At 64.8% G+C, this 24,905-nt stretch carries 24 protein-coding genes and 1 pseudogene; 15 read left to right on the forward strand and 10 right to left on the reverse strand.

Translation table 11 applies throughout. From position 1 onward, the window contains the following. Window positions 1-9 precede the first annotated feature (9 nt). A complete protein-coding gene (locus ACZY1I_RS27170) occupies window positions 10-267 on the reverse strand; it encodes a hypothetical protein (RefSeq protein ID WP_463759790.1) in 258 nt (85 codons plus the stop codon). Window positions 268-393: 126 nt separating this feature from the next. Here ACZY1I_RS27170 and ACZY1I_RS27175 point away from each other — a divergent pair, with 126 nt between their 5' ends. Beyond that, the gene (locus ACZY1I_RS27175; RefSeq protein WP_463759793.1) at window positions 394-1,335 is read left to right on the forward strand and encodes a PE-PPE domain-containing protein; all 942 of its coding nucleotides are present in this window, start codon (window positions 394-396) and stop codon (window positions 1,333-1,335) included. 4 nt (window positions 1,336-1,339) lie between these two features. On the opposite strand, the pseudogene ACZY1I_RS27180 reads toward ACZY1I_RS27175, so the two are convergent. The 5 genes and pseudogenes from ACZY1I_RS27180 to ACZY1I_RS27200 all read right to left on the reverse strand — a co-directional run bounded on the left by ACZY1I_RS27180 (window position 1,340) and on the right by ACZY1I_RS27200 (window position 5,129). Further along, window positions 1,340-2,079: pseudogene (locus ACZY1I_RS27180) on the reverse strand (glucose 1-dehydrogenase). Window positions 2,080-2,091: 12 nt separating this feature from the next. Continuing rightward, the gene (locus ACZY1I_RS27185) at window positions 2,092-3,228 is read right to left on the reverse strand and encodes a cellulase family glycosylhydrolase (protein WP_463759796.1); all 1,137 of its coding nucleotides are present in this window, start codon (window positions 3,226-3,228) and stop codon (window positions 2,092-2,094) included. 123 nt (window positions 3,229-3,351) lie between these two features. Then, complete coding sequence (locus ACZY1I_RS27190) at window positions 3,352-3,711, reverse strand: hypothetical protein (protein ID WP_463759799.1); 360 nt, start codon at window positions 3,709-3,711, stop codon at window positions 3,352-3,354. A 79-nt stretch (window positions 3,712-3,790) separates the two neighbouring features. After that, window positions 3,791-4,174: a YbjQ family protein gene (locus ACZY1I_RS27195; RefSeq protein ID WP_463759803.1), complete on the reverse strand. Its 384-nt coding sequence runs from the start codon at window positions 4,172-4,174 to the stop codon at window positions 3,791-3,793. Window positions 4,175-4,220: 46 nt separating this feature from the next. After that, a complete protein-coding gene (locus tag ACZY1I_RS27200) occupies window positions 4,221-5,129 on the reverse strand; it encodes a helix-turn-helix domain-containing protein (RefSeq protein ID WP_463759806.1) in 909 nt (302 codons plus the stop codon). Window positions 5,130-5,180: 51 nt separating this feature from the next. Between ACZY1I_RS27200 and ACZY1I_RS27205 the strand changes: the two genes are divergently transcribed. Genes ACZY1I_RS27205 through ACZY1I_RS27225 form a run of 5 tightly spaced genes read left to right on the forward strand, consistent with a single transcriptional unit; the run spans window position 5,181 to window position 9,920 of the window. Further along, a complete protein-coding gene (locus tag ACZY1I_RS27205) occupies window positions 5,181-6,470 on the forward strand; it encodes a sulfotransferase family protein (RefSeq protein ID WP_463759810.1) in 1,290 nt (429 codons plus the stop codon). Between the two features lie 13 nt (window positions 6,471-6,483). Continuing rightward, entirely contained in the window at window positions 6,484-7,722 is a 1,239-nt protein-coding gene (locus ACZY1I_RS27210; RefSeq protein ID WP_463759814.1) for an MBL fold metallo-hydrolase, read from the forward strand. Continuing rightward, window positions 7,719-8,468, forward strand: a complete 750-nt coding sequence (locus ACZY1I_RS27215) for an SDR family NAD(P)-dependent oxidoreductase (RefSeq protein WP_463759818.1) — start codon at window positions 7,719-7,721, stop codon at window positions 8,466-8,468. The genes ACZY1I_RS27210 and ACZY1I_RS27215 overlap by 4 nt, the downstream gene beginning before the upstream one ends. Before the next feature lie 10 nt (window positions 8,469-8,478). Next, window positions 8,479-8,946: a VOC family protein gene (locus ACZY1I_RS27220; protein WP_463759821.1), complete on the forward strand. Its 468-nt coding sequence runs from the start codon at window positions 8,479-8,481 to the stop codon at window positions 8,944-8,946. Window positions 8,947-8,948: 2 nt separating this feature from the next. After that, entirely contained in the window at window positions 8,949-9,920 is a 972-nt protein-coding gene (locus tag ACZY1I_RS27225) for an LLM class flavin-dependent oxidoreductase (RefSeq protein WP_463759823.1), read from the forward strand. Window positions 9,921-9,940: 20 nt separating this feature from the next. On the opposite strand, the gene ACZY1I_RS27230 is transcribed toward ACZY1I_RS27225, so the two are convergent. Further along, entirely contained in the window at window positions 9,941-10,339 is a 399-nt protein-coding gene (locus tag ACZY1I_RS27230) for a hypothetical protein (RefSeq protein WP_463759825.1), read from the reverse strand. 205 nt (window positions 10,340-10,544) lie between these two features. On the opposite strand from ACZY1I_RS27230, the gene ACZY1I_RS27235 reads away from it, so the two are divergent. Together ACZY1I_RS27235 and ACZY1I_RS27240 are read left to right on the forward strand one after the other, a co-directional pair. Continuing rightward, window positions 10,545-10,880, forward strand: a complete 336-nt coding sequence (locus ACZY1I_RS27235) for a PE family protein (RefSeq protein ID WP_463759829.1) — start codon at window positions 10,545-10,547, stop codon at window positions 10,878-10,880. A 47-nt stretch (window positions 10,881-10,927) separates the two neighbouring features. Continuing rightward, window positions 10,928-11,314 (forward strand): DUF2237 family protein, encoded by a 387-nt coding sequence (locus tag ACZY1I_RS27240; RefSeq protein WP_463759831.1) that lies wholly within the window; start codon window positions 10,928-10,930, stop codon window positions 11,312-11,314. Here the strand turns inward: ACZY1I_RS27240 and ACZY1I_RS27245 are convergent, their stop codons facing one another. The 3 genes from ACZY1I_RS27245 to ACZY1I_RS27255 all read right to left on the reverse strand — a co-directional run bounded on the left by ACZY1I_RS27245 (window position 11,315) and on the right by ACZY1I_RS27255 (window position 17,292). Further along, window positions 11,315-12,637 carry a M1 family metallopeptidase gene (locus ACZY1I_RS27245; RefSeq protein WP_463759833.1) on the reverse strand — a complete coding sequence of 441 codons (1,323 nt, stop codon included), beginning with the start codon at window positions 12,635-12,637 and terminating at the stop codon, window positions 11,315-11,317. Continuing rightward, entirely contained in the window at window positions 12,634-16,569 is a 3,936-nt protein-coding gene (locus ACZY1I_RS27250) for a Pls/PosA family non-ribosomal peptide synthetase (RefSeq protein WP_463759835.1), read from the reverse strand. The genes ACZY1I_RS27245 and ACZY1I_RS27250 overlap by 4 nt, the downstream gene beginning before the upstream one ends. Window positions 16,570-16,647: 78 nt before the next feature. Beyond that, window positions 16,648-17,292 carry a GntR family transcriptional regulator gene (locus ACZY1I_RS27255; protein WP_463759838.1) on the reverse strand — a complete coding sequence of 215 codons (645 nt, stop codon included), beginning with the start codon at window positions 17,290-17,292 and terminating at the stop codon, window positions 16,648-16,650. A gap of 68 nt (window positions 17,293-17,360) precedes the next feature. Here ACZY1I_RS27255 and ACZY1I_RS27260 point away from each other — a divergent pair, with 68 nt between their 5' ends. The 7 genes from ACZY1I_RS27260 to ACZY1I_RS27290 all read left to right on the forward strand — a co-directional run bounded on the left by ACZY1I_RS27260 (window position 17,361) and on the right by ACZY1I_RS27290 (window position 24,896). Then, window positions 17,361-18,731, forward strand: coding sequence for an LLM class flavin-dependent oxidoreductase (locus ACZY1I_RS27260; protein ID WP_463759841.1), 1,371 nt, complete (start codon window positions 17,361-17,363; stop codon window positions 18,729-18,731). Then, window positions 18,724-19,908, forward strand: a complete 1,185-nt coding sequence (locus ACZY1I_RS27265; RefSeq protein ID WP_463759926.1) for a CaiB/BaiF CoA transferase family protein — start codon at window positions 18,724-18,726, stop codon at window positions 19,906-19,908. The genes ACZY1I_RS27260 and ACZY1I_RS27265 overlap by 8 nt, the downstream gene beginning before the upstream one ends. A 17-nt stretch (window positions 19,909-19,925) precedes the next feature. After that, a complete protein-coding gene (locus ACZY1I_RS27270; protein WP_463759844.1) occupies window positions 19,926-20,849 on the forward strand; it encodes an HpcH/HpaI aldolase/citrate lyase family protein in 924 nt (307 codons plus the stop codon). Window positions 20,850-20,901: 52 nt separating this feature from the next. Next, the gene (locus ACZY1I_RS27275) at window positions 20,902-21,111 is read left to right on the forward strand and encodes a hypothetical protein (protein ID WP_463759847.1); all 210 of its coding nucleotides are present in this window, start codon (window positions 20,902-20,904) and stop codon (window positions 21,109-21,111) included. A gap of 118 nt (window positions 21,112-21,229) precedes the next feature. Then, window positions 21,230-22,762 carry a carboxylesterase/lipase family protein gene (locus tag ACZY1I_RS27280; RefSeq protein ID WP_463759850.1) on the forward strand — a complete coding sequence of 511 codons (1,533 nt, stop codon included), beginning with the start codon at window positions 21,230-21,232 and terminating at the stop codon, window positions 22,760-22,762. A gap of 77 nt (window positions 22,763-22,839) precedes the next feature. After that, window positions 22,840-23,451, forward strand: a complete 612-nt coding sequence (locus tag ACZY1I_RS27285) for a TetR/AcrR family transcriptional regulator (RefSeq protein ID WP_463759854.1) — start codon at window positions 22,840-22,842, stop codon at window positions 23,449-23,451. Window positions 23,452-23,531: 80 nt separating this feature from the next. After that, window positions 23,532-24,896: a flavin monoamine oxidase family protein gene (locus ACZY1I_RS27290; protein ID WP_463759857.1), complete on the forward strand. Its 1,365-nt coding sequence runs from the start codon at window positions 23,532-23,534 to the stop codon at window positions 24,894-24,896. Window positions 24,897-24,905: the final 9 nt, after the last annotated feature.

Genomic DNA, 24,905 nt, shown 5'->3' on the forward strand with positions numbered 1-24,905 from the left:
GCGTCAGTTTCAGCCGCAGGGTGCGTCGCCGGGCGTGTAGTACGGCACGCCTTCGCGGGTGTAACACGGCGGCCGACCTTCGAGGCGCTGCCGGGCTTCGTCCACCGCATCCGCCCCGGCGATACTGCCGATCGGGCAATCGAGCACGTTGGGGTACGTGCCTCCTCCGGTAGCCGGGCAGTAATTCGCATGTGCTGCGGGAGCGATGGCAATCTGCACTGCCGCAGCAGTGACCCCAGCCAGTAGCGCTGCCGAAAACTTGTTCATGGCGGTAAACGTACCGCCCCGGTCAATGGCTCACCGCAAAGCCCGCAGATATGTACCGGAGGCCTCATTCTGGCGTCTATTTGTTCACGCGCCCGCGGGTTGAATGGCTGCCGATGATATATATGCGTGCAGCAAATTCGTCTGCTATCTCTTGAAGTTTGGCCGGAAAGCAGTGCCGGCACAAACGATTTGGGTGGGCAAGAGCATGGGGTGACGCTGGTGAAACGCTCGATAGCTGCATTATTTTCGTCTTTGACAATCGCTGGCAGCGTATCCGCTCTCGCGCCGGCCACCGCCGTTGCGGAAGATGTCTTGGCGGTCGGAGCCACTGTGATGACTCTCGATCCGGCATTTCGCTCGCTCCCGGGCAACTGGCTGCGGGGCGAGCTCTTCAGAGCGCCGAATGTGGTCGCGAAGGTCCCTTACTACAACTTTCCCAGCGCGGGCAACGTCCACCAAGGATCGCTCAACCTGAACAACATGCTGCATGCGACCCCAGGGCCGAAGATCGTTCTCGGCCACAGCGAAGGCGCGCAGGTAGAAGATGACTGGCTGCGAACTTACGGGCCGACCAGCGATATCGACCCCGCCACGGTGACGTTCATTCTCACCGGCGATCCAGAAGGCAAGTACGGCGGTTGTATGACTGTTCCGAACAGTGGATGCACGGCCGCCTATGGTGGACGAGGATTCCCGGCTAATACGCGATACACAGTCAAAGTAGTTATCCGGCAGTACGATTTCTGGGCGGACTGCCCCAATAATCTGGCGAATTCCGTTGCGCGGATGAACAGATTCGCGTCAATGTTCGTCGGGGGCGCAGGTCAGTATCGGCAAGTGCACGGCGATTACAGCAGCCTCAGCCTGAACGACCCCGGCAACAAGAGCTACGTCGAAGGAAACGCGACGTACATTCTCGGCGCCCCGGCCACCTACCATCTGCCGATGGTCACGCTGCTGCAGATCCTGGCCACTGACGAACAGAAGAAGCTGTACGACCAGCAATACCGGGCCAACGTCGAGTCCGCCTACTACCGGCCAATGGGATCGCCCGACCCTCCAGCTTGATCCGTCAGATCGGCGTCGGGACCCCGCAGGTAAGCCCGCCGTCGATGACGAACTCCGCACCGGTCGCGTAGGACGACTCGTCGCTCACCAGGAACACCACAAAGTTGGATACCTCGGCCGGCGCTGCCCCGCGCCGCATCGGGATGGGCTTCATGAACGCGTCCGTGACGCCAGCACTGAGCGGGGTGTGAACGAGCCCGGGGTGGATCGAGTTGACCCGGATGTTGTGGCGGCCAGTTCCAGCGCCGCGGACTTGGTGATGCCCCGCAAGCCGAACTTGGCGGCAACGTAGGCGTGCAGGTGGGCACTGCCGGCGAGGCCCTCAACCGAAGAGATGTTGACGATCGACCCGCCGCCACTGTCGATCATCGGTTTCGCGACCGCGCACATACCGCGATAGGCGCCGGTGAGGTTGACGTCGATCACCTGCTGCCAGTCGGGCAAGGAGGATCGCAGGATCGAATCCAATTTGACGATTCCGGCGTTATTCACCAAGGCGTCAAGGCGCCCGAACTCTCGGACACATGCTTCGACAGCGGCCGCCCACTGCTCACCGTCGGTGACGTCGAGATTCACGAAACGGCAAGCATCGCCGAGCTTTTCGGCGGCGGCGCACCCCGCGACATCGAGCACGTCTCCGATGACTACTCGGGCGCCTTCGGCGACAAGCAGTTCGGCGTGCGCCGCGCCCATACCCTGCGATCCGCCGGTGATGAGCACAACCTTCTCGTCAACGCGTCCCACAATTCGGCCCGTTCAGTCCTGGTTCTGCCCGCTGGCCAGCTTCTTGACCAATTGCATTTCGCCGTCCTTGAACGGCCGGCCGTCCGGCTGAAGCAGATCGGCGAACCAGGTCTTGGGCGGGGCGGTGGCTGGGTGATCCCACGTATTCCACGGAAAGTACGTCTGCGTCTTGCCGGCTACCAAACCCCAGTTCATCGCACCGACGTTGTGCCGCCGGGCAATTGGCAAGATACCTTCCACCGTGCTGCCCAGCGACCGGGCCAGATACTCGGTGCAGATGATCGGCCTTCCCAGCGGCGCCAACTCGCCGATGCGGGATTCGAACTCGCTCGGCGGAGCATAGCTGTGGAAGGTGATGACGTCGGCGTTGTCGAGCTGCATGCTGGCGATTGCGCTGCGGCTGCCGGGATCTCCCCAATTACCTTGCCACACCCCACTTGTCAGTGGCTGGGAGGGATCAACCGCGCGCGCCCACTGAAATACCTGGGGGAGCAGTGCGGCGACCTTGTCCAGCTTGTCCTTGCGTTCCACCTTTCGGTATTCGCGCGCGGGGTTGTCGGGTTCGTTCCACAGGTCCCAACCCAGAATGCGGTCGTCGTTGCGGAATTGGGTCAATACTCCCGTGACGTAGTCGCGCAGGACTCCGATGTAGCGGGGGTCGTCGATGTGCTCTGCTCCGGGACTTTGCACCCAACCGGAGTTGTGCAACCCGGGCGTGGGTGCGCGCTGGCGACCCAGCTTCGGGAACGGGTCCCAGCAGGAGTCGAAGAATACAAATAGCGGCTTGATGCCGTGCCGTGCGGCGATACCCACGAACTGTGACAGCCGGGCCAGGAAACCTTGCCGGTCTTGTGCCCACAGCTGATCGTGCAGGAAGACGCGAATCGTGTTGAAGCCGTGGAACTGGGCCACCTGCAGCTCGTTGTCGATGCGGCGCGGGTCGTACGTGCCGGCCTGGAACATCTCGAGCTGATTGATGGCGGTCGACGTCGTGTAGTTGACGCCGACGAGCCATCCCTGCGCCTGGTACCAGTTCTGGGCGCGCTCAGCCGGCCATCTGCCTGCTGCGGCGGAAGCGCGCGTTGTTCGGGTGAGCGCCGTGCCGACTGCCAGCGCCAGCGGTAACTTCAGGGCGGTTCGACGGTCCACGACGTGAAGGTAAGTTCCGTCGGCCACAACTTCGGCGCGGCGTACCGGACCGCGACAATTTGAGGGTCGGAATTGTTATCCCGCCGTCATCCTCGGGTCGTACGGACTCGCTGCAGAGTGGGGTCAGGCACCACTGACGATCAGCGGGAGCGAGAGAATCCCGGCTCCGCCGGTCACCATCAGGACCCAGCGGCCATCGACCGGCAGGTTCACTTCGATGGGGAAAATAGCGAATCCGAGTTCGGCCATGGTGGCGGCTTCGGGTAGCTCGTACTCGATGGTCAGCGGCTCGTCGTCGGTCGGAGGCCTGATCTCGACCTCGATTCGACGGTCTGGGCTGTCCGTCGATTGCGTGAGTACGACCAGGAGGAACCGGGCCAGCCGGTCTTCCTCGACCGCGAATCTGAGCAGCACGCCACCGGACACGTTGAGTTTATTGTCGACTGCCGCCGCGGCTTCGGCCAGAAAGGCCCCGACTATCACCCGCTGAACCTACCGCTACGGGCGTGCCGAAGCACGGCGGGTAGCTGTGATGCTCTACCTGTTTATGCGGACCACCGGATTACTGCTGAGTCTGCGGAGCGCCGGCGTAGCCCAATTGCGAAGCGGTGTAGCGGGCACCGTCGGTGACGGGCACGGCCTGTACCGCGGTGCCGTACGCGCAGATCTCAGTCCACACATCGCCGAGCTCGGTGGTGTCGAAACGCATTCCGATGATCACATTGCCGCCCTTGGCGTGCGCTTCGGTGATCAGCCGGGCCATTGCCTCGTTGCGACTTTCGGCCAGGTTCTTGGTCATTCCTTGTAGTTCGCCGCCGAACATCGACTTGAACCCGGCGCCGAACTGCGCGAAAGCATTTCGCGACCGGACGGTGAGCCCGAAGACCTCGCCGCACACGCGTTGGATCTCCCAGCCGGGAATGTCATTGGTTGTGACGACGAGCATCGGTCCACTTTACAGCGGAGTTGCAGGCTGCGGGTTCCGTTGCGCCCTAACGTCCGAGCAAGGGGGCGACCTGAGCGACGTGCGATTGGATTCTCGTTGCGGCAGCTTTGACCTCGGCGCCGAGTTGCTTCGCAGTCGCTGCGGTGACCTCGTTGAAAGGTGCGGCGGTGACCGACATCGTGACGACGCCGTCCTCGTCGAAAACCGGAGCCGAAATGGTGGCGACGCTGTGTGTGTCGTGCTCGGAAAGTTCGGCCGACAACACGTCGATCACCGTCAGGTCGGCGAAGGCCCGCGCAAGTTGCGTCGTGATGGCGTCCGGCTCATCGAGGCCGCCGAGTGCACGGAGTGCGGTGTAAACGCGGACATACTCGCGGCTCAACCGCTCTATGGTGTATCCGCGGGCGCGAATCTCGGCCAGCACCGCGGTGATTCGGCACGAAAATGCTCCGGAAGGCTTGCCGATGCCTTTCAGCCAAGTCTGCTGTGCGCTGGTGGAACCCCAGGCGAGGTAGTCGCGGCCAAATGGCGCGACCAGCGGCAGACGTAAACCGCGCTCCACGCGCAGCCCCGACGCGGATTCACCGGCGGTGTCCACGACAACGATGGTGTTGACGTCGCGGCGTGCCAGGAACACCTGTGTCGCTGTGGATTCGGCGAGCTCCCGCAGTATCGCGTGATGCGTGCGGTCGCGCGACGGACGGACCAACGATGCTATCGCCGGACCCCACGAGTAGGCGGCGGCTGCATTCCGCACCACCCACTGATGCTCGGCGAGGGTGGACAGGATCGAGTGGCCGGTTGCGCGGCTGATGCCCAATTCACGCGTGATCTCGGTGAGCGTGAATGCGCGAGCGGGTTGCAGCCCGAGCAATCGCGCGATGGCAATGACACGCTCCGTGGGCGGGGAGGCGGGTTGACGTGCTTTCGAGTCGGAAGTTACCGTCTCTATCATATATTCGAACTATACGTCGAATATTCGACACCGCAAGCGGATGGAGGCGGGGTGGATTCTGCAAGTTCCGGCATTCACCATGGCAGTCCCGATGCCGAAGTCATTGACATCGACGACCTGTCGTCGCCGCAGCTGACCAAAATCCAGCAGTTGATCCTGAAGTTGACCGAGGCTCGCCCGGTCGAATTCGACGTCGACAAGATGCTCGCCGAAGCCGTTGAGCAGGCCGGGGTGGACGACCTTGATGACAACGGTGGCTTCGGGGATCGGCTGGCCGCGCACGTCGCCGCGATCGAGGCCGACGACGGACTACTGCAGCTCAATCGGTCCACCCTGCGTCAGCGAGTGGTCCGACTGCTGCGCAACCGACTGTCGCTGACCGATCTGCTCAAGCGGTATCCCGAGATCGAATCCATCCCGATCGAGAAGCCCTTCATCGTCGTCGGTATGCCACGATCCGGCACCACGCACCTGGTGAATCTGATCGCCGCCGACCCGCGCCGCCGCGCCCTGCCCTATTGGGAGAGCCAGGATCCGATCCCTGCGCGCGGCCAGGGTCCGGACAACTTCGGGGTGGACCCGCGGTACACGCGGACCAAGCAGGAACATGATGCGCTGATGGCGAGCGCTCCGTTGGTGGCCGCCATGCACGATCGATTCCCAGAGGCGATCGAGGAGGAAGTCGAACTTCTTGACCTCGACCTCGCGTCCTATGTTCTGGAATGGCATGCACGCGTGCCGGATTGGCGCGATCACTACCTTCATCTGGACCAGTATCGGCACTACGCATACATGAAAAAAGTGTTGCAGGCCTTGACCTTCCTGCGCGGCCCGCGCACCTGGCTGCTCAAGAGCCCGCAGCATTGTGAGCAATTGGGTCCGTTGATGGCGACGTTCCCCGACGCAACGGTGGCTTTCACCCATCGCGATCCCGTCGCAGTGATCCAGTCTGCGATCACGATGATGGCTTACTCCGATCGGTTGCGGCGCAGCACCATTGATCCCGACTGGCTACTCGACTACTGGAGCGACCGGGTGCACCGATTACTCACCGCCTGCGTGCGTGACCGCGAACTGGTGCCCGCCGCGCGCAGCGTTGATATCAGCTTTCACCACCTCAACGGCAACGAGATGTCGGTGCTGGACGAGCTTTACCGGCGCGGCGACGTCGAACTGACTCCCCAGGTGCGCGATCGGTTCCAGACATACTTGGCCGGCAATCCGCGCGGCAAGCACGGCCGAATCCAATATGACCTGAAACGGCACTTCGGTATCTCGGCCGACGAACTCCGCTCGCGGTTCGACTTCTACTTCGACAGGTTCGACGTCCGCGCCGAATGAAGGGAAAACACTGATGTTTGACCCGGTGTATCGCAGCCGGCCGGGCGCCGACGCGCTGCGTCCCGCGTCGGCCGAGCAAGCAGAGCAGATCGCTCCCGGATTGTGGTGTTCGCCCGGCCTGTCCAACTCGTACCTGCTCACCACCGACCAGGGGCGGGTAATCGTCAATACCGGCATGGGATTCGAGGGCCCGGTGCACCGTGCCAACTTCGACGCAGTCGACTCCTCACCGGTGCGCTACGTCATTTTCACCCAGGGCCACGTCGACCACGTCGGCGGACTGGACAGCGTCCGCGACACCGATACTACCGTTGTCGCGCAAGCGAACTGGACACAGTGGCGCGACGACAACGAACGTCTTATCCCGTACCGTGCCAACCGCAGCGCATTCGCCTTCAAAGACACCTTGTCCACCGGAATCCAGGCAATCCAGCGACGTCTCGGTACCAAGCGATTGCCGCCGCAGAGCGTTCCCGTCGTCGATGTCGACTTCGAGGACACCCTGAGCATCGAAGTCGGCGGGCGCAGAATCGAGTTGATCGCGGTGCCGGGCGGCGAGACCAGCGATTCGTTGGTGATCTGGTTGCCCGATGAGCGAATATGTTTGTGTGGGAATACCTTTGGACCGATCTTCGGGCACATCCCGAACCTGGTCACCATCCGTGGCGACCGGTACCGGGACGCCCTTACGGCCATCGCGTCGGTCGAACGAGTCAGAGCGCTACAGCCCGAACTGCTGGTGACCGGTCACTTCGAACCGATTGCGGGTGCAGAACGTATCGAGGCGGAGTTGACCAGACTGCGCGACGCCATCCAGTACATCCACGATCAGACGGTCGCCGGAATGAACGCCGGCAAGGATGTTCGGACGCTGATGCGCGAAATCGCCCTGCCAGCCGAATGCGAAGTGGGACAGGGCTACGGAAAGGTGGCCTGGGATGTACGGGCCGTCTGGGAGAACTACTCGGGCTGGTTCCACCACAGCTCCACCACCGAACTCTATTCAGTTGGTTTCGACGAGGTCGCCGCCGACATCGTCGAACTGGCCGGCGCCGATGCTCTAGTTGATCGGGCGCGGGCGCACCTGGCCGCCGGGCGTCCGCTACACGCCATCCACCTTGCCGAGTTGATCGACGGCGGCCACCCCGGTGCGCGGGAGGTGCTCAGGGAAGCCCACCAGGATCTGTTGGGTGACAGTGCCAACTTCTGGGAAACGGCGTGGCTCAATCAGCAGATCGCGAGTAACGCATGACCGCGCGGGTGAGCTTTGACTTCACCGGCACCACGGTGCTGATCACGGGTGGCACCAGCGGCATCGGACATGCGATCGCCACACTCTTTCGCGACGCCGGCGCCGAAGTCGCCATCACCGGAACCAAATCTGCTGCGGCCGAATATGATACGGATTTGTCCGGCATGGCCTACCACCAGTTGCAAATCACCGACCCCGCGTCCGTTGACGCGCTCACCGGACGTTTCACCCACCTGGACGTGCTGATCAACAATGCCGGTGCCAATTTTCCCGGTGGCCTGGACGAGTCCAAGCCCGACGGCTTCGAGGCTTCGGTGGGCCTCAATCTGATCGGTCCGTACCGGCTTACGGTAGGCCTGCGTCGCGCCCTGAAAGCATCGACCGCGACGGGCGGCGCGAGCGTGGTCAATCTGGCATCGATGTCGGCGCTGCGCGCCGTGCCGCTGGTCCCCGGTTATGGCGCCGCGAAGGCTGGAATTATCGCTGTGACGAGGAATCTCGCGGTGAAATGGGCGCCGCTGGGAATCCGGGTCAACGCGGTGGCACCTGGCGCCATCGACACCCCGATGACAGCACCCATGCATGCCGCGACCGAACTCGTTGAATCCGAGCTGGCGCATATCCCACAGCGACGCTTCGGATCCACCGGCGAAATTGCGCCCACGGTGGCCTTCTTGTGTACGGAGCAGAGTAGCTACACCACCGGTGCGGTGTTCGTCATCGATGGCGCATCGGATTGCATCTAGAGGACAGGTCATGACATCGACGCTTCGCCCTGAAGACCTCTACCACACCGGCATCGTGGTGCCCGATCTCGACGCGGCGATGGCCCGGTTCACCGCACTTGCGGGCTATCGGTGGATAAGTCCGATGAGCTACACGCTGCCCTTTCGAACGACCGCGGGTACCAGCGACCTGACCTCGACGATCGTCTACTCCGTCCAGGCACCGTATCTGGAACTCGTGCAAGAGGTTCCGGGTACACCTTGGACGGCCGCGCCGGGCAATGCCGTCCACCACCTCGGCTACTTCACCGACAACCTCGTCGCAACGGCCCAGCAGTTGGAAGCCAATGGGTGCACCTTCGAAATGACCGCCGACATGCCGGGATCGGAGTTAGCCCTGTTCGCCTACTACATCGACCCGGTCGGCACCCGTATCGAAATCGTCGATCGCGCATTGTTTCCCGACTTCCCCGCCTTCGTCGAGTCGCAGGCGCAGTAGCTGTGTTGCTCACCGTCCTGCGGTTCAATTTCGCTTCGCCACATGGTGACCCACACAAGCAGAGTGAACTGCTCAATGCTGCAATCGAATTGGTGCAGTGGGGCGAATCGCACGGCATCACCACGGTGAGCGTCGACGAACACCACGCGACCGGTCACGGCTGGAGCTGCAACCCGATCATGGCCGCGGCGATGTTCCTCGCGCGAACCTCACGCATGATCGCGAGTGTGGACTGTGCGCTCGGACCGCTGTGGAACCCGGTTCGGCTGGCCGAGGACATCGCCCTGGTCGACAACATGAGCCGCGGCAGGCTGCACACCACGGTGGGGCTTGGTTATCGGACCATCGAATTCGACTCGCTGGGTGTGGATTTCAGTCGGCGGGGCAAGCAGATGGACAGCCTGGTCGAACGAATGCTGTCCGTCTGGTCCGGTGCCGATTCAGACGCCGGGATCTGCACCGGGACGTGGACCAAGCCGCATCCGCCGCTATATGTGGGCGGCGGGTCGCCGGCCACGGCTCGGCGCGCGGCCCGCTTCGGGCTGCCGCTCAGTCTGGCCGATCATCTGCCCGACGTCGCTGCGCATTATCGCGAGTTGTGTGCACAGGCTGGCGTCGCTCCGTTTGTCATCATGCCCGGACCGGTCAATCGGGGAATGATCTTCCTGCACGAAGATCCGGACCGCGCGTGGGCCGAGTTGGGGGAATTCATCCTCTGGGAGGCAGTCACCTACGGCGGATGGTCAGCCGACGAACGCTCCCTGATGCACCTGCCGGGAGTCCAGACGCTCGACGAGGTCAGGGCTTCGGGTCGATACCGATTCCTGACACCCGACCAACTCGTCGCCGAGGTCAAGGACGCCGAGTATTACGGCCCGATAGTGCTGCACCCGCTGGTGGGCGGCATGCCCGTGGAGGAAGCCTGGCGGTCGGTGCAGCTACTCACCGACCGAGTGTTGCCCGCGCTGCGCTGACGGGCGGCGGATCCGGACGGCTAGAGACCGAAGGACGATGGGAGCTGTTGGGTCGGGAGCTCCAACACCAGGATCGGCAGCGAGATCGCCCCGGAGTTGCTGGAAATCACCATCACCCAGCGGCCATCGGAGGGCAGGCGCAGCTGGAGCTCGAAGAAGGCGAACCCGGGGAACTCGGCGACGGACGCCTCCGGTACCTCGAACTCCAGGAGGATCGGTTCCTCCTCGGTCGGGGGCCGCATCTCGATCTTGAGCTGCCGGTCGGTGTCGCCGGGCTCCGCCTGCGTCAGCACCACCAGTACGAATCGGGCCGACCGGTCAGGTCCAAGGCCGAATCGGGACAACACGCCGCCCGAGACATTGAGCTTGTTGTCGACGACGGCGGCCGCATCGGCCAGGAAGGCACCCGTGAGTATCACGTTGCTGAACCTACCTCTCCGTGGTCACGGCATCGCGTCCGCCCACTGGATATGTCCGCCGATCTGTTTGCGCGGAGCCGTCAGTGTGGCACCAACGCGCGGTTTCCGACCGCCGTGCCATGCAATGCCAAAGTTTTGTAGACGTAAACAGTTGCCTATTGCTACTGTCGCTACAGACATTGTTCGGGGACGAGGGGAGACGCATATGCAGTCCATGACTTTCGACTCAGCCGCCGCCGACATCGGTTCGCGGATCCTGGACAACGGCTATCAGGGCCTGCAGTCAGCAGCGACCGCTTCGAACGCGCTGAGTTCGTTGCTTCCCGCCGGGGGCGACGAGATCTCGGCGCAAGCTGTAATGGCATTTGCCAGCGACGCGGCTGAGATGTTTGCGGTGAACCAGGCGGCGCAGCAGGAGTTGATGCGCGCGGGTTCGACCATTTCCGACATCGCCCGGATGTACGCCGACGTCGACGCCACCGTTGCGGGCAACGTGATGGACATCGGCTTGCTGTGGGGCTCCCGCATGGTGTCGGCCTAGCAGAAACTTCATCTAATTTTCGTTGCCGAAAGCGCGATACTAGGCGTGTGTCCGATCGCAATGTGCTGGGTAGTCCGTTGGAACCGTGCGGCACCGAGCCGGTTACCGGTTTCTATCGCGATGGCTGCTGTTCTACCGGGGACGAGGACCGTGGTTTGCACACGATCTGTGCCGTGGTGACTAGCGAGTTCCTCGATCACCAGCGCTCCATCGGCAACGATCTGTCGACGCCCGTGCCCGAGTACCGGTTCCCCGGCCTGCTCCCAGGCGATCGGTGGTGTGTCACCGCGCTGAACTGGCTCCGGGCTCACCATGACGGCCGCGCGGCTCCGGTCGTGCTGGCCTCCACCCATGAACGGACGCTCGAGGTGGTACCGCTGGAAGTTCTGCAGGAGCACGCCGTCGATGTGCCCGACGATCTGGCCAGTCTGTAATCACGGGACTTCGGTCGAATACAGCCAGGCCTGCCACAACGACCGCAGTGGCTCGTCGGAGTATTTCGCCGCCAGGCTGGTGAAGTCTTCGGTAGTGGCGGTGCTGTGCCGATACCGAGTCGTCCAATCCTTGAGCAGCGCAAAGAAGTTCTCGTCGCCTATCCGCCCGCGTAAAGCGTGCAGCGTCAGCGCACCGCGCTTGTACACCCGGTCGTTGAACATCCGCCGTGGTGCGGGATCGGTCAACAGCAGGTCTTGTGGTTGCACGCGAAGCTGTGCGTGGTGATAGATCGCCAGCTCGTTAGCGCGAGGGCCACCGCTGTGCTCCGACCACAACCACTCGGCGTAGCACGCGAATCCTTCGTGTAGCCAGATGTCCCGCCACCGTCGCGCGGTCACCGAGTTACCGAACCATTGGTGCGCCAGTTCGTGCGCCACCAGTCTCTCGCTGGTCCGTTTGCCGTTGCAGTGATTGGCGCCGAAGATCGAAATGCCCTGAGCCTCGAGTGGAATGTCCAGCACATCGTCGGTGACCACGACGGTGTAACCGTCGGCCAACGGATAGGGCCCGAACAGCTCGATGAACAACTGCATCATGTCGGGCTGCCGAAGGAAGTCGTAATCGAAGTTCGCCCTGAGCCGTTCGGGAAACGCGGCCCGGATCGGCACCGGCGTCCTCGCCAGCCGCACCGCCTCGTAGACCCCGATCTGCAGAGTGATGAGGTACGTCGAGGTCGGCTCCGGCTGTTCGTAAGTCCACACAGTCTGTGACGCCCGCCCGCGCCGCGATACCAGTTTCCCGTTGGCGACCACGTGATAGGCGCTTTCGGTGCTGACCTGAATTCGGAACGCTGCTTTGGCGCTGGGGTGGTCGTTGCAGGGGAACCACGACGCGGCGCCATTGGGCTGCCCGGCGACCAGCACGCCGTCGGTGAGTTCCTCGAAACCCACGTCACCCCAGAGGGTTCGGAGCGGTTTCGGGGTGCCGTTGTAGCGCACGATGACAGAAAGTGCGGCACCGGTGGCCAGCGTCGACGCCAGCGTGATCCGCAACTTGCCGTCCCGGCAGCTGAAGCGCGCGGCGCGTTTGCCGTTCACTGACACCTTGGACACCGACAGCGCACTGGACAGGTCGAAGGTGACCGTTTGCAGCTCGGTCAGGGTCACCGCGGTGATGGTTGCCGTTCCGGACAGCCGGTTGATCCCGACTTTGTATTCGAGGTCCAGCTCGTAGCGGGATACCTGGTAGCCGAAGTTGCCGTTCTGCGGCAGGTATGGATCGAGCTCCCCATTTTTCGGGGTCTTCTTTGCCGTGGACTTCACGCCGCAGTGTCCTCGGTACTGGGGTTCTTGCGACCCGACTTCTTCCGGCCGGCTTGCCGAGCTGGTTTCCAAGGCCGAACCGGATTGCCTTGCCAGCGGGTCGATCCGGGGACTTCGTCGCCGCGCACCACCAGGGACGCGGGACCGACGGACGCGCCGGCGCCCAACCGGGCGGCCGGCAGGGCCACGCAATGCGGGCCCAGGGTGGCCCCGGGTTCCAGCACGACGCTGTCCATCCGCATGATCCGGTCGTGGAACAGGTGTGTTTGCACCACGCAGCCGCGATTGACGGTGCTGCCCGCGCCAAGCGTGACCAGATCGGCCTCTGGCAGCCAATAGGTTTCGCACCAGGCTCCACGTCCCACCGAAGCGCCCAACCCGCGCAGCCACAGGTTCATCACCGGCGTCCCACTGGCAGCGCGGGCAAACCACGTCGCGGCAACGGTTTCGACGAATGTGTCGGCAAGCTCGTTGCGCCACACAAACGATGACCACAGCGGATACTCACTCGCCTTGATGCGGCCGACCAGGAGCCACTTCGCGGCCACCGCCACCACGCCGGCGATCGCGCCAGCGGCCAACAGCACCAGCCCGCCGCACAGTGCCGCCCACAGGACGCCGAATTTCCCGAAAGCCAAAGCCAGCGCTTGTAGCGCGCCCAGCACCGCCAGCCCGATGGCGGCCGTCACCATCACCGGCAATACCCGGCAGGTCTCCACCGCCGACCGCATTACCTTCAACCGGGTCGGCGGGTCGTACGTCGTCTCCAGATCCGCCTCGGCCGGCCGCCGACGCAGCCGCATCGGCGGGCTGCCCAGCCACGATGAGCCGCGCTTGGCCTTCGGCGGCGTCGCGGAGAGCACCGCGACCAGTCCGTCGTCGGGCACCCGGCGCCCGGGTTGAGTGATGCCGGAGTTACCGAGGAATGCGCGCCGGCCGACGGTTGTCTCGGCCACGTGGATCCAACCGCCACCAAGCTCGTAGGAGGCGACCATGGTGTCGTCCGCCAGGAATGCGCCGTCTTCGATCACGGCGAATTTTGGAGTGAGCAGCACAGTGGAGATCTCGGTGCCGCGACCGACACGGGTGCCCAGAATGCGTAGCCAACCCGGCGTCAGCAGGCTGGCATACAGCGGAAACAGGTAGTTGCGCGCGGCGTCCATCAGCCGCTCGGTCGTCCACAGTTGCCACCCGGAGCGGCTGCGAACCGGGTGGTAACCCTCGTGCAGCCCGATCGATAGCAGGCGTACCGCGACAATCGTCACCAGCGCGTACGCCGCGGTTCCGGCCAGCGCCGCGACCGGCGCCCACAGCAGCGCGGGAAGCACGGCTTGCTGCAGGGTGCGGGTGTGGTGGACAGCGACCCCGATGACGGCGAGTCCGGTGCCCACCGCAAGCAGTGGGAGCCCGGCCAGCAGCAGTGACGTGATTCCGTAGACGGCAACCCAGTGCGACCTGCGGGCCGGCCGCTCGTCGGGCCATGGGTGATTGACCCGGCCGGACTTTACCGCCGGAGAGCCTTTCCAGTACTGGCCGTTCTTGATCTTGTCGACCACACCGGACCCGGGAGCGACGTCGGCGTTCTTCCCCACGATCGCGCCAGGCAACAGCGTGGTCCGGGCACCGATGGTCGCGTCGTCTCCGATCGTGATGGCGCCGAGGTGAAACACGTCGCCGTCGACCCAGTGCCCGCGCAGGTCTACTTCCGGTTCGATTGCGCTGCGTTCGCCCACCTCGAGCAGACCCGTCACCGGCGGCACCGAATGCAGGTCAACGCCCTTGCCGATCTCGGCGCCCAGTGCCCGCGCGTAGTAGACGAGCCACGGTGCGCCCGCCAGGTTCTCGGCGCCGCTGGCTTCGGCTAACCGCTCGGCGAGCCACACCCGCAGGTGTACCGAGCCGCCGCGCGGGTACGTCCCCGGCTGGACATTCCGCAGCAGCAGTCGGGCGACGAGGACCGCGATGCTCATCCGGCCCACCGGCGTGACGAAAAGCAGGAATGCAACCGCGACCAGCCACCAGTCCACCGCGAAGGTCCAGGGCACCACATGCAAGGCACGCGCAACGTTGTTCCCCAACGCCAGCCAGGTAATCCACTGCAGCCCAGAGATTGTCGACAGTGGCAGCGTCAGTGCGGTCTGGAGCAATTGCGTGCGACGTGGCGTTGGTTTCACCACCCGCTCGGTGACCTCCGGTGGTGGTTCGAGTTCGTCGAGAAAGCTGGCGAGCGAACCCAGTCGTGGATGGTCGTAAAGGTCGGCGACGGTGATCTGTGGATACTTCTGGCGCAGCATGGCGACCAGCTGTGCCGCGGCCAGCGAGCCGCCGCCCAACGCGAAGAAATCGGCCCCGCCGCCGGACACCGTGGCGCCGAGCAGGTCCCGCCACAATCCGGCCAGCCAGCCCGTGGTGCCGGCCAGATCGGGCGCCTCGTCGGCGTCCTGTCCTGGCGGTGGCCATGGCAGCGCATCCCGGTCGACTTTGCCCGAGGTGCGGGTGGGCAGTTCCTCGATCTGTACCAGCCGTGGCACCAACGCGGCCGGCAGATGCTGCGCGAGCTCCTTGCGCGCGCCGGCGACGTCGAACGACGGATCGGCGCTGACGACGTATCCGACCAGCACGGCAGTGCCGCCGGCCGTGTGTCGGACCGCGGATGCGCCACCGCTGACCCCGGCCAGATTGACCAGCGCCGAATCCACCTCACCCAGCTCGATACGCCTGCCCCCCACCTTGACCTGGTCGTCGCTGCGGCCGCAGAAGTACAGACCGTCGCGCTCCAGGCGCACCAGATCGCCGCTGCGATACGCCCGTTTCCAGCCCAGCGTCGGCATCGACGCGTATTTCTCGGCGTCCTTCGCGTCGTCCAGATAGCGCGCAAGTCCAACTCCGCCGATCACCAACTCGCCGACGTCCCCGTAGTCGACGGGCGCGCCGTCGCCGTCGACGACCGCCAGGTCCCACCCCGTCAATGGCAGCCCGATGCTGATCGGCCCGGAGCCGTCGAGTTTGGCGGCGCAGGCGACCACGGTGGCCTCGGTAGGGCCGTAGGTGTTCCACACTTCGCGGCCCTCCACGGCGAGCCGTTCGGCAAGCTCGGGCGGGCAGGCTTCGCCGCCGAAGATCAGCAGCCGCACCGCCTCCAATGCTTCGGCGGGCCACAGTGCGGCCAGCGAAGGCACCGTTGAGACCACGGTCACGTCCCGGGTGACCAGCCACGGCCCCAGGTCCATCCCGCTGCGAACCAGCGATCGCGGCGCCGGCACCAGACAGGCGCCGTGCCGCCACGCCAACCACATCTCTTCGCACGACGCGTCGAAGGCCACGGAAAGCCCGGCGAGGACCCGGTCACCGGGGCCAATCGGGTTGTCCTGCAAGAACATCTGAGCTTCGGCATCGACGAATGCGGCGGCGCTGCGGTGGGTGACCGCAACTCCTTTCGGGGTGCCGGTCGACCCGGACGTGAAGATGATCCACGCGTCGTCGCGAACCAGCGGTGCGCCGGCCCGCCAGCCTCGTGACGCGCCAAGAGTGCGCTGCGTCCCTTTTGCGGTAATGACCGCAACCACATTGGCTTCACCGAAGACCAGTTCGGCTCGCTCTTCGGGATCGTCGGCGTCGACGGGCACGTACGCGGCGCCGGCGGCCAATATCCCCAGGATCGCCACGTACAACGAGTAGCTGCCCGAGGGAAGTCGCACGCCGATCCGGTCGCCGCGGCCGATACCGCGGGCGGCCAGCCAGGCGACGCTGTCCTGCATGTCTTCGATCAGCTCGCTATAGGTGAGCTGCACTTCGCCGTCGTCGATGGCGGCCGCATCCGGATAGCGCGCGGCGGTTTCCCGGATGATGTCGATGAGCGTGCGCGGGCTCGTTGCGTCAGCCGACAGGATGTACTGCGCGGGGATCTCGGGCACCCTAGGAAGGGTACTCATGCGAGGTGGCCGCCACGGTCGTGGCGGGGCCGAAAAATGCGGCCGTAACAGCAATCTCGCTCAGGCTTCGCGAGGAGGCTAGCCGCGCTGCTCCAACCACTCGGCCAGCGAGCGCCCAGCGTCGAGGACGTGCCGTTCGGCGATGGCGCGGGCACGCTCCACGTCCTTGGCTGCGAAGGCGTCGAGTAATTCCCGGTGGTCGTCGAGTGAGTGCTTCTCGTGGTCGGGGAACAGGGTGAGGAAGTTGGTGGGGACGACGCGCGCCGCCTGCCTGATCTGGGTCATCAGCCGGGGAGAGTGCGCCGCGCGGTGGATCTTCTGGTGGAAGAGCCAGTTGGCTTCGCCGATGCTGTCGTCACCGGACCGCGCGGCGACGTCCGCCGCGAGTTCGCGCAGCATCGTGAGTTCGTCCGGTTCCACCCGCTGGGCCGCCCACGCCGCCGCTTGCCCGGTGAGCACGCCGAGGATGGTGAAGCTGTCCAGCACATCGTCGGGGCTGATGCCGATCACCGTCACGCCGCTGCGCGGGGCTACGCGCACCAGGCCTTCGAAGGACAGTTCCAGCAATGCCTCGCGAACCGGGGTACGGCTGGTCGCGAACTCCTCGGTGATGGCATCGAGGTCGAGGCGCGATCCAGCGGGCAGGGTGCCGGTGAGGATGCGGTCCCGCAGTTCGCGAGCCGCGCGCTCGCGCACGGTTCCGGAGATGTCCATCGCCACCACGGGCCTAGCGTATCAAACTAGACATCTAACATTTGAAATCTGAAATATCAGATGCTACGTTTCGGAACATGAGAAGCGACAAGATGGCCCTGGTTGCCTTCATGCAGGCGGGAAGTACCTCGGTGTACGCGGGATCCTGGCGGCACCCAGCCACCGAACATCGCTACCTCGACGCGTCCTACTACGCAAAGATCGGACGCCAACTCGAAGAGGGCTGCTTCGACCTGATGTTCTTCGACGACCGGCTGGCGATGCCCGGCGTGTACGGCGGCTCAGTGGCCGAGGCCGTCGAATATGGTGCGCGCCCAGTCAAGCTCGACCTCGGCGTCGTGCTGGGCGTACTGGCTCAGGCCACCTCACACATCGGGCTGGGTGCCACCTACTCGACCACCTACTACGCGCCGTTCCACGTCGCGCGGACCTTCGCGTCACTGGACCACCTGTCCGGCGGTCGGGCCGCCTGGAACGTGGTCACCTCGGTCAACGACAGCGAGGCGCAGAATTTCGGCGTCAAAGCCCACCTCGGCCACGACGAACGCTACGACCGGGCGGACGAATTCATGGACGTGGTCGCCGGCCTCTGGGACACCTGGGAGGACGACGCCATCCTGCACGACCGCGCATCGGGTCGCTTTGCTGATCCCGCCAAAGTGCACGAACTCGGACACGTCGGCCAGTACTTCTCCGCGCGCGGGCCGTTGACCGTGCCGCGTACCCCGCAAGGCCGGCCGGTCATCATCCAGGCCGGATCATCCGGACGCGGACGCGAATTCGCCTCGCGCTGGGCGGAATTGATCTTCACCGGCGACCCGGGCATCGACATCGCACGCAGCCACTACGCGGATCAGAAGGAACGTATCGCCGGTGCGGGGCGCGATCCCAGCGCGGTGCGGATCTGCCCGATGGCCTACGCGGTGGTGGGGGAGTCCGAGTCGCATGCCAAGGATCGCGAGGCGATGTTCCTCAACGATCTGGTGCACCCGATGGCGTCGCTTACGCTGTTGTCCGAGCTGATGAACTATGACTTCGCCCAGCACGACCTCGATGACCCCGTCACCGATGAACTCATCGCGTCGGTGTCGGGCATTCGTGGGCTGGTGCAGAACCTGCGCGCGCACATCTCTTCCAATGGCGGAGGCCGCCATGTGACGCTGCGCGACCTGGCCGGCCACCGCGCCACGCTGTTGCAGGGTCCGCGATTCGTCGGAACCGGGGAGCAGGTCGCCGATCAGATGGCGGACTGGTTCGAAAGTGGCGCCTGCGACGGATTCGTCTTGGCCGCAACACATCTGCCCGGAGCGTTCGAGGATGTGGTGCGCATGGTGGTGCCCGAACTGCAGCGGCGCGGGCTGTTCCGTACCGCCTACGAGTCATCCAACTTGCGGGGACACCTCGGCTTGCAGCGACCATCCCGGGTGTGCGCCGGTGCCAATGCTTGACGGTCTGCGCGTCCTCGACCTCGCGACCTTGGCGGCCGCGCCACTGGTGGCCACCTATCTGGGTGAGTTCGGCGCCGACGTCATCAAAGTCGAGCAACCGGGTCAGGGCGATCCCATCCGGTCCTGGGGTAATCAGCGCGACGGCGTCGGGCTGATGTGGAAATCCATCTCCCGCAACAAGCGATCCATCACCCTGGACCTGCGTTGCGGGGAAGGGCAGGCCCTGGTGCGACGGTTGGTGCAACACGCCGACGTCGCGATTTTCAACACCCGGCCCCAGGCGCTGCGCAAATGGGGCCTGGATTATGAGAGCCTGCGCGCGGTCAACGAACGGATCGTGATGCTGCACATCACCGGATATGGGTTGACCGGCCCCAAAAGTGAACGCCCGGGCTTCGGCACCCTCGGCGAAGCGATGAGCGGATTCGCCCACATCACCGGGCAGGCCGGCGGACCGCCGACCCTGCCGCCGTTCATGCTTGCCGACGGCGTCGCGTCGTTGAATGCCGCGTACGCGGTGATGATGGCGCTGTACCACCGCGATGTGCACGGCGGACCGGGCCAGCTGATCGACGTCAATCTCATTGACCCGCTGGCCCGACTGCTCGAGCAGACGCTGCTGGGGTATGACCAGTTGGGGTTGGTCCCGCAGAGATCCGGCAATCGTTGGGATATTTCGGCTCCGCGCAATACCTATCGCACCTCCGACGGTCGTTGGCTGGCGATGTCGGGGAGTTCGCCGGCGTTGGCGCTGCGCGTGTTTCGGGCGATAGGCAGGCCGGATCTGGTGCAGGACGCGGACTTCTCCGACCCGCAGCGGCGGCTGGCCCGGGCCGCCGAAGTGGATGCCGTGGTAGCGGATTGGGTTGCCACCAAGACGCTTTCGGAGGCGATGCAAGTTTTCGAAGCTCACGAGGTGGCGGCGGCGCCGGTCTACGACATCGCAGATCTGGTGGACGACGATCAGCTTGCGCATCGCGGAGTTTTCGTATCGGTCGAGGACGACCAACTCGGTCCGATGACGGTGCAGGCGCCGGTCCCGCGGTTCTCTTCGGCCTCCGGAACGGTCGACCATCTCGGCCCGAGCGTCGGGCAACACAACGCCGAGGTGTACGGCGAGTTGCTCGGTTTGACTGCGAGCGAACTTGACGGCCTGTGCGCCCGTGGCGTGTTGTAAGGGAAGGACATTCATCGATGACGAAGTTGCTCCGCCGCTCCGAACTGGCGGTACCCGCCAGCAACGACAATATGTTCGACAAGGCCGCCGGCTGTGGGGCCGATCTGGTGTTCCTCGATCTCGAAGACGCGGTGCCTGCTGCCTTCAAACTGGAATCACGCGCCAAAGCTATTGCCGCCCTTAATGACATCGACTGGGGCAGCACCGCGCGCGCGATCAGGATCAACGGCCTGGATACGGAGTGGTGCCACGACGACATCATCGAGGTGGTGACTGGGGCCGGCGCCAACCTGGACACGATCATCATTCCGAAAGCACGTACCGCCCGCGACGTGTGGTGGGTCGATGTTCTGCTCACCCAACTCGAGTCAAAACTGGCGCTCAGCAGGCAGATTCGCCTCGAGGTGCTCATCGAGGAGGTTGAGGGCCTGGCCAATGCCGAGGCGATAGCGGTGGCCAGCCCACGGTTGGACGCGCTCATCTTCGGAGTGGGGGACTTCTCGTTGTCCCAGGGCGCACGGGTGGACACCAACTTCGTCCCGCTCGGCGAATACCCTGGTGATTTCTGGCATTACGCGCGCAACAAGGTAATCGTGGCTGCGCGTATCGCCGGCATCGACGCGATCGACGCGCCCTATCCCGACTACCGCGATGTCACGGGTTACGAGCGTGACGCACGACGCGCGTCGCTGCTGGGCTACACCGGAAAGTGGGCGATCCATCCCGACCAGGTTCCGATTGCCAACCGGGTCTACGCCCCGACCGCCGACGAGATCGCACGTGCCGAACGCAATGTCGCCGCTTACCGCGAGGCGGAAGCCAACGGCCGTGGCGCCGTAGGAGTCAACGGGGTCCTGGTCGATGCCGCACACGTGAAGATGGCCGAGCAGACGCTGGCGCGCGCCGCTTTGATCAACTCCGAGCAGTTGACCTCACAGTAGTTTGGCAGCGGGGACATAGCGTGCGGCTAATCACGAGGCGCACAACTAAAGGATGAACACAACACTCCTTGCCGCGCGAGTGCTGCTCGCCGGGGCCGCCACCGTCGCTACCCTCTTCCTCTACGGCACGGGGCACGAACGGGTAGTGCCCATTGGCGCCAACCACGCAGTCGTCACCGCCGACGGCGACGATAACTTCGCCAACGACAACGGTCAGACGTCCGGCGACATCTTCACTCAGAACGCCCAGGATCAGAACTGAGTTCACGCGCTCGGAATGAAGCGTTGCCGTTGGTCACCGCAATCTCTACACCGGGCAGAACCCGGCTTCGGCCGCACCGCTCGCCCAGTAACTGCTCAAAGCCCTGTAGTAATTACGAATGACCACGATCGACGTCGAGTCGGGCGCCGTACAGGGGCGGCACCACCGGGGCGTCGCAGTCTGGCGTTCGATTCCGTATGCAGCTCCACCTGTCGGGCCGCTCCGGTTGCGGGCGCCGCAGCCGGTCACTCCCTGGACCGGTGTGCGAGACGTGACCCGATTCGGTTCCGCCGCACACTCGCACCGGTTCGGTGCGCCCATGGGAATCGTAGGGCGCCAAGTCCAAGACGAGGACTGCCTGACGCTCAACGTGTGCGCACCCTCCGACCGCGGAGCTGAACCGCGTCCGGTGCTGGTGTTCATCCACGGCGGTGCCTTCTTCGAGGGCACCTCAGCTGCGCCGGTGCACGATCCGACAGCCCTGGTGCGACGCACCGGCCTGGTCGTCGTCACCATCAACTACCGGCTGGGTGGACTCGGCTTCGTCGACTTCTCCTCGTACGCAGAGGAATTCGAGTCAAATGTGGGACTGCGCGATCAGGTCGCCGCCCTCGGTTGGGTGCAGCGCAACATCGCGGCCTTCGGCGGCGACCCGGCCAACGTCACCCTGTTCGGCCAATCCGCGGGCGGGTGCTCGGTTCTGACCTTGTTGGCGGTTCCGGCGGCAAGGGGACTGTTCCATCGGGCCGTAGCGCAGAGTCCGATACCTGACGCCGTGCGTACCGGGAAGCAGGCGGCGGATACCGCCCGGCGGTGCATCAAAGCGCTTGGCGCCGAACCGGATACCGCTGCAGACGTCCTCCGCGAGGCTCCGGCCGGGGCGATCAGCCAGGCCGCGATCCGGGTCATGCTCAAGACGGCGCGCGCCGTCCCGTGCCGACTGGCGTTGGCCCCGGTCATCGACGGCGACCTGCTCCCCGAGGCCCCCACCGCGGCCATCGCGTCCGGCCGCGCTCATCGCGTGCCCCTCGTCGTCGGGACGATGCGCGACGAACTTGGCCATGCGGGCTGGGGGCCGGTCCGCCAGTTCGTCAATTTTCTCCCGACCACGCCGGCCCGGGTGGATCGCATGTTCGCCGCTACCGATCCGACCGCCCAGGAACGCGCACTCGCGCACTATCCGGACTATCCGGCCGCGGCGGCCCTGACCCGACTGGCAAGCGACTGCTTTTTCGTCCGACCGACGGTCGGCGTTGCCGAAGCGCACGCGCGCCATGCGCCGACCTATGTCTACCGGCTTGACTATGCCCCCGTGTTGCTCCGCCTGATCGGCATGGGTGCGATACATGCGATGGACGTGCCGATGGTGTTCGGCTGCAACATGCCGGCCATCGAGGCGCTCACGATTATCGGGCGCGGCGGGTACCGCGCGATGAGCGAGCGCATCCAAGACAGCTGGGCGCAGTTCGCGTACGACGGGACGCCAGGCTGGCCTGCCTACGACGACGACCGGGCCGTCTTCGTCTTCGACCATCCGGACTCGCGGGTCGTCCCGGGTCTGCACTCCGCGACCTGGGAGGCGTGGCGGCATTACGCGGGACCGCAGCAAGCAGAACCACAGCAGCGTCCGGAGCAGATGCGTTCCGATTAGGAGTCAAACCGGCAGGATCGGCTACCGTGGCGCCATCCGGGTGGGCTTCGGAGATTCCGGAGATACGGGAGACGTTAATGCCGTACATCGAGTCCGCTGTGCGCAGCAAGCAGGCGGTGGCCGCTGCCCGCGCCGTGCTGATGCGGGACGGCGTCCAAGGAACGACGATGCGCTCGGTCGCGACCGAGGCCGGTATTCCGCTCGGAACATTGCAGTACGTCTTCCCGACCAAGCTGGGGCTACTGCGCGCGGTGATCGAGGACATCGTCGAGGAGATCGCCGAGCTGCTCAGAACTTCCGCTGAACTCGAGTCCGGGCTGGAACACGCGATTCGGAACGGGCTGCGCAATTTCTGGGAAACGTTGGTCGTCGATCACCGTCAGCTGCAGATGGTGCAACTGGAGCTCATCACCCACGCCCTGCGCACGCCGGGCTTGGAGGAACTTCCGCGCTGGCAGTACGAGCGATATACCGAGGCCGTTGCCCAGTGGTGCCAGGAAGCTGCCAGCCGGTCGGGGGAGGTCAGCGCGGTTCCCTTCACTCGCCTCGGACGAGTCCTGGTCGCGGCCATCGACGGGTTGATCGTGCAACACGTGATCGACCCGGATGCCGACCGGGCGGTGGAAGACCTCGAGACCCTCATGGAGATGGTCGTCGCATTCGCGGCGATCAAACCCGCTTCACGCTGACGCCTTGTCGCCTGGTGCCTCGATCCCGTACGCTCTGAACAACCAAGTCATACGACTGTATGAGTTCAGGAGGCGGGGGAATGTCAGACGTGGATGTCGTCGTGGTCGGCGCTGGACTGGCCGGGTTGTCGGCGGCCCGCAAACTGGTCGCGGCCGGGAAGTCGGTGCGGGTTCTCGAGGCGCGCGACCGGGTGGCCGGCCGCAATTTCGGTGGGTTCCTGAGCAACGGAGTGCCCGTGGAACTCGGTGGCCAATGGGTGGGGCCGGGCCAGAACGCGGTGCTCGAACTGATCACCGAACTCGGCCTCGAGACATTCCCCACCTACGACACCGGCGCGGCGATCACCTACGTCGACGGTGCCGCGCTCCGGTATGAAGATGCGTCGTTCGGCCTGCCCGTCGAGAACCTCGCCGAGATCGGCCGTGTCTGGGGTGAACTCGAAACGCTGGCAGCCTCGGTACCGACGGCCGCGCCGTGGCAGGCACCTGAAGCCGCCGACCTGGACCGGCAGACCTTTGACGCCTGGTTGACGGCGCAAACCACCGATAGCGTCGCGGTGCGGTTCTTCCGTCTCGTCGTGCCCACGTTGTTTTGTGCCGAGTCCCCGGAACTTTCGTTGCTGCACTTGCTGTTCTACATCCGGTCGGGCAACGGTCTGGCGGGCATGTTGGCGGTGACCGGGGGTGCGCAGGAACTCCGGGTGGTGGGAGGGACGCACCGGATCTCTGAGCTGCTGGCCGAGGAACTGGGCGATCGGGTCCAATTGGGAGCGGTGGTCCGGACTGTTGTGCAAGACGGCAACGGCGTCACCGTCGGCTACGAGGATGCCGATGCCGGTGACCCGGGCACGATCACCGCTGGCCAGGTGATCGTCGCGATCCCGCCGACCCTGGCCGGCCGGATCCGCTACCTGCCTCCGCTGCCGTCGGCGCGCGACAGCTTGACCCAGCAATTCCCCGCCGGCTCGGTGATCAAATTCCAGGTGGGTTACGACAAGCCGTTCTGGCGTGAAGACGGTCTGAGCGGTTTCGTCACCAGCCTCGACGATGCATTCAGCGTCGTCCTGGACAATTCACCCGCCGACGCCTCCTGCGGGGTGCTGGTGGGTTTCATCGACGGTGCCCATGCCCGCGAAGCGGCCGAGCTCGCCGCGGAACAGCGACACAAGCTGGTCATCGACGCGCTGGTGAAGTACTTCGGGCCCAGCGCTGCCGAACCCTTCGACATCGCGGAGCAGGATTGGAGCGCAGAGGAATTCACTCGCGGCTGCTATGGCGGACGACTGACCGCCGGAGCGCTGACTCAGTTCGGAAAGGCACTGGCAGCACCGGTGGGCCGCATTCACTGGGCGGGCGCGGAGACGGCCCAGGTCTGGTGCGGCTACATGGACGGCGCCATCACCTCGGGCCGCCGGGCCGCCGACGAGGTACTCGCCGTCGGGTAGGGCCCGTGT

The organism is Mycobacterium sp. IDUB_37 (assembly GCF_055419245.1).